The organism is Curtobacterium sp. VKM Ac-2852 (genome assembly GCF_013205045.1).
Classification (GTDB): Bacteria; Actinomycetota; Actinomycetes; order Actinomycetales; family Microbacteriaceae; genus Curtobacterium; species Curtobacterium flaccumfaciens.
The window spans coordinates 74,109-82,537 of record NZ_JABMLI010000001.1 but is presented as its reverse complement, the minus strand read 5'-3'; the positions used below and the strand labels follow the sequence as shown (position 1 = coordinate 82,537).

The 8,429-nt window shown below is 72.8% G+C and carries 8 protein-coding genes; 3 read left to right on the top strand and 5 right to left on the bottom strand.

Going from position 1 to position 8,429, the window contains the following annotated elements:
• Window positions 1-36: 36 nt before the first annotated feature.
• A complete protein-coding gene (locus HQQ79_RS00425) occupies window positions 37-792 on the bottom strand; it encodes a hypothetical protein (protein ID WP_173032130.1) in 756 nt (251 codons plus the stop codon).
• A gap of 11 nt (window positions 793-803) precedes the next feature.
• Entirely contained in the window at window positions 804-3,074 is a 2,271-nt protein-coding gene (locus HQQ79_RS00420) for an APC family permease (protein ID WP_173032129.1), read from the bottom strand.
• Window positions 3,075-3,204: 130 nt separating this feature from the next.
• Between HQQ79_RS00420 and HQQ79_RS00415 the strand changes: the two genes are divergently transcribed.
• The gene (locus tag HQQ79_RS00415; RefSeq protein ID WP_173032128.1) at window positions 3,205-3,636 is read left to right on the top strand and encodes a MerR family transcriptional regulator; all 432 of its coding nucleotides are present in this window, start codon (window positions 3,205-3,207) and stop codon (window positions 3,634-3,636) included.
• 99 nt (window positions 3,637-3,735) lie between these two features.
• Here the strand turns inward: HQQ79_RS00415 and HQQ79_RS00410 are convergent, their stop codons facing one another.
• The 3 genes from HQQ79_RS00410 to HQQ79_RS00400 form a co-directional block, all read right to left on the bottom strand.
• Window positions 3,736-4,317 carry a PadR family transcriptional regulator gene (locus HQQ79_RS00410; protein WP_027465044.1) on the bottom strand — a complete coding sequence of 194 codons (582 nt, stop codon included), beginning with the start codon at window positions 4,315-4,317 and terminating at the stop codon, window positions 3,736-3,738.
• Entirely contained in the window at window positions 4,314-5,186 is an 873-nt protein-coding gene (locus tag HQQ79_RS00405; protein WP_111056845.1) for a DUF4097 family beta strand repeat-containing protein, read from the bottom strand. The genes HQQ79_RS00410 and HQQ79_RS00405 overlap by 4 nt, the downstream gene beginning before the upstream one ends.
• A gap of 179 nt (window positions 5,187-5,365) precedes the next feature.
• Window positions 5,366-6,055, bottom strand: coding sequence for a YitT family protein (locus tag HQQ79_RS00400; protein ID WP_173032127.1), 690 nt, complete (start codon window positions 6,053-6,055; stop codon window positions 5,366-5,368).
• Window positions 6,056-6,116: 61 nt separating this feature from the next.
• Between HQQ79_RS00400 and HQQ79_RS00395 the strand changes: the two genes are divergently transcribed.
• Complete coding sequence (locus HQQ79_RS00395; RefSeq protein WP_367948022.1) at window positions 6,117-7,568, top strand: PLP-dependent aminotransferase family protein; 1,452 nt, start codon at window positions 6,117-6,119, stop codon at window positions 7,566-7,568.
• A 166-nt stretch (window positions 7,569-7,734) separates the two neighbouring features.
• Window positions 7,735-8,409 (top strand): DUF6518 family protein, encoded by a 675-nt coding sequence (locus tag HQQ79_RS00390; protein WP_173032126.1) that lies wholly within the window; start codon window positions 7,735-7,737, stop codon window positions 8,407-8,409.
• Window positions 8,410-8,429 lie beyond the last annotated feature (20 nt).

The window sequence follows — 8,429 nt, the reverse complement described above, 5'->3', positions numbered from 1 at the left end:
AGCGCGCACGAAGGCACGCAAACGCACCGAAGCGGCTCAGACCGCGGTCGCCGCGTACCGCACCAGGTCGGCCCCGACGGCACTCGTGGCGATCGGCACGACGCGGTCGTCCCGCCGGATCCAGATGGTCGCCGCACGCTCGTCGATCCGGTCGACCTCGTGCAGCTCGCCGTCGAGCAGCACCGACGCCGTGACCCGGACGTGCCCGCTCGCCGGACGTGGCGGCAGCCCCACCACGTCGTCGCCGTACGCCGGGTGCTCGCCGGGCTCCAGGAACGGTGACACCGGGGCCGTGACGACCTCGAGTCCCTCGTCGACCGCGGTCACCGCCACCAGGCGGACGGCCTGGTCGGTCGGCAGCGGCACGTCGACGACGGGCTCGGCGGTGGGCCCGGCCAGTGCGCGGAAGGCGGGCCGACCGTCGGGGGCGAGGTGCGCCTCCAGGCCGTCGATCCGGACGCGACCGCGCCCACGGGAGTCGGCGTAGACCCCGGGCTCGATGCCGGACTGTCGCGCCTCGAGCCGGGTGAGGACGACGCGGTCCGGGCGGTACCAGTCGCGGAGCGCGGCCGGGTCCACCCAGCCGACGCTCGGGACTCCGCGGGAGAGCGCGGCGGACTCGTCGGCGGCACGCTCGTCGCGCGCACCGAGGGGGTGCTCGCCGCGCACGGCGACGAGCCCTTCGAGCGGGCTGCCGGCCGGCGGTTCGTGGTCGAGCACCTCGACGCGCTTCGAGACCTTGCCGCCGTGTCCGTCGAACGTGGCGAACGTCCGCAGGTCACTGATGGTCATGGGGCCACATGCTACGACTCGTCAGCTCCCCGTCGCGGCGGCGAGGGCACGAGGGCGTGGAGCTCGCCCGTGCAGAGCGCGGGGTCGACACCCTCGGCGGGGCCGGCCGGACGGGTCGCGCGGCGCGGCTGGATGCTGTTGCGCTCGGCGGACCGGAGCAGGCGGTCCTCGGCCGAAGCCGAAGCCGAAGCCGAAGCCGAAGCCGAGGCCGCGGCCTCGGCCGACGAACCGGGCTGCGCGGGGCGGCGGAGCGGGGGCCGGATGGGCTCGCCGCGGCGCTCCTGGCCGGGCAGCGGGCGGGAACGGCGGCCGTAGAGCAGCTCGGACGAGTCGAGCAGCCACGGCACCAGGGCCACGGTGACGCCGTGCACGAGCAGCAGCTTCTTGCGGATGCGGCGGCCGCGGTGGTTGTGGAGCAGGCCCTCCCACCAGTGCCCGACGATGAAGATCGGGGTGTAGACGGTGACGACCTCGGAGCCGTGCTCGGCCCGGTGCGCCTTGATGTACTTGATCAGGGGCATCGAGATGTCGCGGTACGGGCTCGGCACGATCGTCAGCGGCACCTGGATGCCGTACTCCGCCCACTGGTCGCGCAGGCGCTGGGACTCGGCGTCGTCGATCGCGACGTGCACCGCCTCGATGCTCGCGTGCTCCGCGGCGACCGCGTAGTCGAGCGCCTTGAGCACGGGCTTCTGCAGCTTGTTCACCAGGACGATCGCGTGGTCCCCGGTGGCGCCGAACTTCGTCTCGACGTCGGCCTCGATCTCGTGCGAGACGTCGCGGTAGTAGCGGTTCACGCCGAGCATGAGCACGTACAGCACCGGCATGATCAGGAACACGAGCCAGGCGCCGTGGGTGAACTTCGTGATCGTGACGATGACGAGCACCACGAGGGTGAAGGTCGCACCGATGGCGTTGATCGTCCGGGAGCGGACGACCTGCCCACGGTTCACGGGTGGCTCGCCGTCGGCGGCGGGCGCCCCGTCCCGGTCCCGATCGGCCCGCAGCAGTCGTGTCCAGTGCACGACCATGCCCGTCTGTCCGAGCGTGAACGACACGAAGACACCGATGATGTAGAGCTGGATGAGGCTCGTGACGTTCGCCCGGTAGACCACGAGCAGCGCCGCGGCGACCAGGGCCAGGACGATGACGCCGTTCGAGTAGATGAGCCGGTCGCCGCGGGTCGAGAGCGCCTTCGGGGCGTACGAGTCGCGCGCCAGGATCGAGCCGAGCAGCGGGAACCCGTTGAAGGCCGTGTTCGCCGCGAGGAGCAGGACCGCGGCCGTCGTCGCCTGGATCACGAAGAACAGCACCGAGTTGTTGCCGAACGTCGCGGCCGCGATCTGCGCGATGAGCGAACGCTGCGGCGTGGTGGCGCAGTTCGCGAAGCCCTGCAGGTCGCAGGCACGCTCGGCGTAGTGCACGTGCGACACGAGCGCCAGGGTGATGAGCCCGATGAACAGGACGATCGCGATGCCGCCCATCGCGACCAGGGTGGCCTGCGCGTTCTTGATCTTCGGACGGCGGAACGCCTGCACACCGTTCGCGATGGCCTCGACGCCGGTCAGGGCCGAGCAGCCCGAGGCGAAGGCACGGAGGAGCAGCAGGATGAACGCCGCCTGCGTGGTGTGCTCGACGTTCTGCACGGTGTACGCCGCGGACTCGGCGACCGGGGCGTTGCCGGCGGCGACCCGGACGAGTCCGGTGACGACCATCACGAAGACGCTCGCCACGAACAGGTAGGTCGGGATCGCGAAGGCCTTGCTCGACTCCCGCACACCCCGCAGGTTGGCGGCGGCGAGCAGCACGACGAACAGCAGGGCGAGCTCGACGCGGAAGTGGTCGAGCATCGGGAGCGCCGAGATGATGTTGTCGACACCGGAGGCGACCGACACGGCCACCGTCATCACGTAGTCGACGAGCAGCGCGCTCGCGACGACGAGCCCGGCCTTCTCACCGAGGTTCCGGTGCGCCACCTCGTAGTCGCCACCACCCGACGGGTACGCCTTGATGAGCTGTCGGTACGAGGCGACGACGACCACGAGCAGCAGCACGACGAGTGCGGCGACCCACGGCGCGAACGTCAGGAAGGCCATGCCGCCGAGCAGCAGGATCATCAGCAGTTCCTGCGGCGCGTACGCGACAGAGGACAGCGGGTCACTCGCGAAGATCGGCAGGGCCAGGTGCTTCGGGAGGAGCTGTCCTTCGAGCTTCTCAGAGGGGAGGGGATCCCCGATCAGTCGTGCTTTCAACGACCGGATCTCGTTCGTCACGAGCGGCAAACCTACTCAGTTCCGGGCGCGAGTCAACACGGTTCGCCTGCCGCATATTCCCGGCTGCCCACCGGTGCTCCACCCTGGGGATCGCGCACCCCCTGTGGCTGACGCAGCGTCAAGCATTACAGTCGCCAGCATGAGCGCATCGACAGGCCCGGACGACCCAGCTGCGAAAGCTCCCCACGTCATCACCGAGGTGGCGCGTTCCGCCGGTGTCTCGAGTCGGACCCTGCGGCACTACGAGGCCGTCGGACTGCTGCCGGCCACCGCCGTCGGCGCCGGTGGGCTGCGGCGCTACGACGACCGTGCGCTCGTCCGACTGCAGCGCATCCTGCTGCTGCGCGGCCTCGGACTCGGACTGCCCGAGATCGCGCGACGGCTCGACGACGAGGGTGACGACGTCGCCGCGCTCACGGCGCACCTCACGTGGCTCGAGCACGAACGGGACCGCCTGGCCCGCCAGCTCGCGGCCGTGCGCACCACCGTGGCGCGCGTCGAGCACGGGGAGGACCTGGCGGCGGCCGACGCGTTCGCCGGCTTCCCGCCGACGCGGCTTCCGGGTACCTGAGGTGCCGGCACCCCCCCCCCCCGCACGCGGCGGGCCGACAGCCGGTGCGGACGACGGACGGGAGGCCCGTGGTCGCGACCGCCTGTCGGCCACCGGCCGTCAGAGCGACTTGCGCAGGGCCTCCAGGCCGTCACGCAGACGCGTCACGGTGTCCGCACCGAGTGTGCCGCGGGTCGCCCGACGGCGCAGGTCCGCACGCACCTGCTGCCGGAACGACGACAGGGCCATCTCGAGCTCGCGCAGGGCGCGGGCGCTGTCCGACGGCACGGACACGGGCTCCTCGGCGGAACCCGTCGCCGGGCTCTCGGCGGCGGCGGCCAGGTCGGCACGGAGCGAGCGCATGGCCTCGCCGACCGAGGCGCGCACGCCATCGGCCAACGACTTCACCGAGTCGCTCACGCCGGACTCGACCGCGGCGATCTCGTCGGCACGCGCCGCGAGCTCGGCACGGCCGGCGTCCGTGATCGCGTAGACGGTCTTGCGACCGTCGGCGGTCTTGGTGACCAGGCCGTCGTCCTCGAGCTTCGCGAGCCGGGGGTACACGGTGCCGGCGCTCGGCACGTAGGTGCCGCCGAAGCGGTCGCCGAGTGCCTGGATGAGCTCGTAGCCGTGCATCGGGTGGTCGGCCAGCAGGACGAGCAGGTAGAGGCGCAGGTGGCCGTGGGCGAAGACGGGGCTCATTCGGGCACCTCGCTCTCGTTCGTCGGGGTGGTCGACGGGGTGGTCGGTGTCGTCGGGGGCGTCGGCTCGGCGACCGGCGGGGCGTGCAGCACCGCGATGTCGCCGGAGACGGAGTTCACCCGCAGGTCGAGCCACTGGCCGGACAGTTCGCCGCCCTGCTTGACGTACGAACCGCGCACTCCGCGGATCTCGGCGTCGTCGAACTGCAGCTTGCCGGTCGCGGTGTTCACCGTGCACTTGTAGGCGACGCCGTCCGCCAGGCGGACGCTCACCGACCCGGACACCGTGTTGACGCGGGCGGACTCGGGGACCCCGTGCAGGTCGAGCACGACGTCGGCCGAGACGCCGTCGGCCTGGAACCGCGGGATCTCGCCGGTGGCCACGACGTCGCCGGAGACGGTGTGCACCGCGAGCGCGCCGTCGAGGTCGCGGATCGTGGTGGCGCCCGAGACGGCGTTCACCGTGACGTCACCCGCGACGCCGTCGACGACCAGGTCGCCGGACACCGTGTTGAGGGTGGCTCCGCGGTTCGTGCCGGACAGCAGCGCACCGGCCGAGACGACACCGAGCGTGATGCCGGCGTCGCGGGGGACCAGGATGCTGACGTCGGCGTGGGCCTTGCCGCGGAAGGACTTCAGGAACCCGATGGGGTCGTCCCACCGGACCTGGGGGTGGTCGACGGTGAGGGTGTCGCCGTCGACCTCGATGAGCATCTGCTTGCCGGACACGCTGTGGATCTCGACCCGGGCCGTGGGTTCGTCGTGTGCGACGACGTCCACCTGCCCGCCGACGAGGCCGACACGCACGGTGCGCACGATGCCGGTGTCGATGACCTTGGGCTCGTCGACGAGCCACTTCTCCTGCGCCATGTTGCCTCCTGGAACTCGCGATGTATCGCGTCTGTGGGGATCACGCTATATCGCGTTCCCCACGGCCGCAAGGGGTCACACGCGATCGCCGGGCGATCGCCGGGCGATCGCCGGGTGATCGCTCGGGCGATCGTGAGCAGGAATGGTCGGGTCGGCGCCGTGGACCCGACCATTCCTGCTCACGAAGCCGGGGTGGCGGGGGTGGGGCGGGCCTCCAGGGCGGGTGTGATGGCGGGTGCTGCGCCGCCGGGCGCTGCGGCCGTGCGCTCGGGGCTCCACGGGAACCGGCGGAAGTGCGGCATGAGCGGCTGGACCATCGGGCCGATCGCGAACGCCGCGATGACGGTGCCGGCACCGACGTCCCCGCCGAGGACCCACCCGACGATCACCACGGTGACCTCGACCAGGGTCCGTGCGAGCCAGATCGGCCAGCCGAGTCGCTGGTGCAACCCGACCATCAGACCGTCCCGCGCCCCGGTGCCGAACCCCGCACCGATGTAGAACGCCGTCGCGACCGCGAGCAACACGAGTCCCGCGGCGAACAGCGCGATCCGGGCGACGATCCCCGACGGCTCCGGCACCAGCCAGAGCACCAGGTCCGCACTCGGACCGATCGCCAGGGCGTTCAGCAGCGTCCCGATGCCCGGCTTCTGTCGCAGCGGGATCCACAGCAGCAGGATGACGCCGCTCGACACGACCGTGATGACGCCGAACGACCACGGCACGACGTTCTCGAGCCCCTGGGTCAGCACGGTCCACGAGCTCACGCCGACCACCGCTCGGACCTGCAGTGCGGTCGAGGCGCCGTAGAGGAACAGTCCGACGAAGAGCTGGACGAAGCGCAGGGTGAGGGCGGTGCGGCGGGGCATGTGGCCATCGTCCCGACAGATTGGCCTGCTGGTCGAGAGCCAATCGCGCTACCGTGGACCCGTGCCCCCTGTCCTGATCAGTGCCCGCGCCGCCGCCCACCTGCTGACCGACTGGCGCGCCAGCACCGACGCCCCGGCCTACGAGGCGCTCGCCGACGCCCTCCGGGTCCTCGTCATCGACGGTCGGGTCGCCCAGGGGGTCCGGCTCCCGGCCGAGCGCGGCCTGGCCGCAGCCCTCGGCGTCTCACGCACCACCGTCGCGAACGCCTACGCCCGCCTGCGCTCCGACGGGTTCCTGGTGTCCGTCCGTGGCTCCGGCAGCGTGGTCCACCTGCCCCGTGACCTGGTCGGCCGGCCCGACCCCGAACGCCTGGGCGGAGTCGTCGAGGGGGACCTGCTCGACCTGCGCAAGGCGGCCCTGCACGCGGCCCCCGGCATCGACGAGGCGGTCGAGCGGGCCGTTCGGCACGTGCCCGCGGCGCTCGCCGGCATCGGCTACGACACCGTCGGCGACCCCGGCCTCCGCGCCGCGATCGCCGCGCGCTACACCGAGCGCGGACTGCCGACCGAGCCCCCCCAGGTCATCGTCACCATCGGCGCGCAGCACGCGATCGCCCTGCTCGCGCGGGTGCTCGTCCGCCGTGGCGACGCCGTCCTCGTCGAGTCCCCGACCTACCCGCACGCGCACGAGGCCTTCCGCGAAGCCGGCGGCCGTCTGGTCGGCGTCCCCGTCGATGCGCGGACGGGGTGGGACGCCGCCGCGCTCGAGACGACGCTGCGTCGGACCACGCCCTCCGTCGCGTACGTCATGCCCGAGCTCCACAACCCGACCGGTGCGACCATGTCCGCATCGACCCGCCAGCTCCTGCTGTCGGTCGCGGCCTCGGTCGGCACGACCGTCATCGCCGACGAGACGATGGGGGAGCTCCGGATCGACGGTTCGCCGTCGCCGCCGTTGGCAGCGGCGGACCCGTCGGGGGCGTCGGTCGTGATGATCGGTTCCGCCGCCAAGGTCTTCTGGGGTGGGCTGCGGATCGGCTGGATCCGCGCCGACCCGGCGCTGCTGCAGCGGCTGCTGCTCGCCCGCCCGACGGGCGACCTCGGCACCCCCGTGCTCGACCAGCTGGTCGTGCGCGAGCTGGTCCCGCGCACGGCGGCCGTCCTGGAGGCGCGGCGTGCGTCCCTGCGCGAAGGTCGCGACGCGGTCGTGGGGGCGCTCCGGGCGCGGCTCCCGGAGTGGGACGTCCCGGCGCCGGCGGGCGGGTTGACGACGTGGGTGGGGCTCGGGCGGCCGGTGTCGAGCGCGCTCGTGCTCGCCGCCCGGGCCGAGGGCGTGGTGCTGGCCTCGGGCGGGGTGTTCGGGCCGGACGGCGGGTTCGAGCGGTTCCTGCGGGTGCCGTTCACGATGGCCCCGGCCGACCGGGGACGGTTGGTCGACGTGCTGTCGCGTGCGTGGGAGCGGGTCGGTGGCGAGTCGACCGGGGTGCGGGGGTCGTTGGCGGCGGTGGTCTGAGCGGTGCGTCGTCCGGGCACGGTGTCGTCCGCCGGGCTCGGTGTCGTGCGCCGGGGCTCGGTGTCGTGCGCCGGGGCTCGGTGTCATCCTCTGGGGTGAGGCCGGGTCGGGGGTTGTCGCTCCCCGGGGTGATGCGGCGGCGGTGGGGTCCGGCGAGGCTGGAGCCATGAACGCGACCCTGTCCGCCGGAACCCGCTCCGCTGTGCCGACGCCCGTCGACCCGCCCGCGCCGGTCCCCGCCGTGGTGCGGGTCACCATCGCGCTGAGCGGGGCGGCCCTTGCCGGCGTCCTGACGTCGTTCGGGCAGGCGGTGCCCGCACTCGCCTCCGTGTCGAACTCGGCCGGACCGTGGTTCCTCGTCGCCGCGCTGCTGTGCCTGGCGGCGGGAGCACGAGCGGGCCGGTTCGCCCTGCCGATCGCGATGGTGCTCGGCGTCGTGCTCCTCGAGCTCATGCACGTCGGGTACTGGGCCACGACGGTCCTGCGCGGGTTCCCGGACGTGCTGTCGATCACGAACCCGTGGGTGCTGCTCGGGGTGCCGGCCGGGCTGCTGGCCGGGGCGGTCGCCGTGGCGGTGCGGTCCCGCGACGCCCGGTGGCGCGCGGGGGCGCTCGGTGTGACGGCCGCGGTGCTCGTCGGTGAGGGGATCCGCGGGCTGCTGCAGGTCGCCGCGACGACCGGGCACGTGACCTGGGTCGTCGAGATCGTCGTCGGCGTGGTGCTCCTCGGCATCGGGGTCCTCGGCACCCGTTCACCCGTTGCGCGCGTGGTGGCGCTCGGCACCGGGGTCGTCGGGACGGTCGCGGTGCTCGGGGCCTACCTGGTGCTCGGCGGGTTCTGATCCGTCGGTGGGTCCTGGCC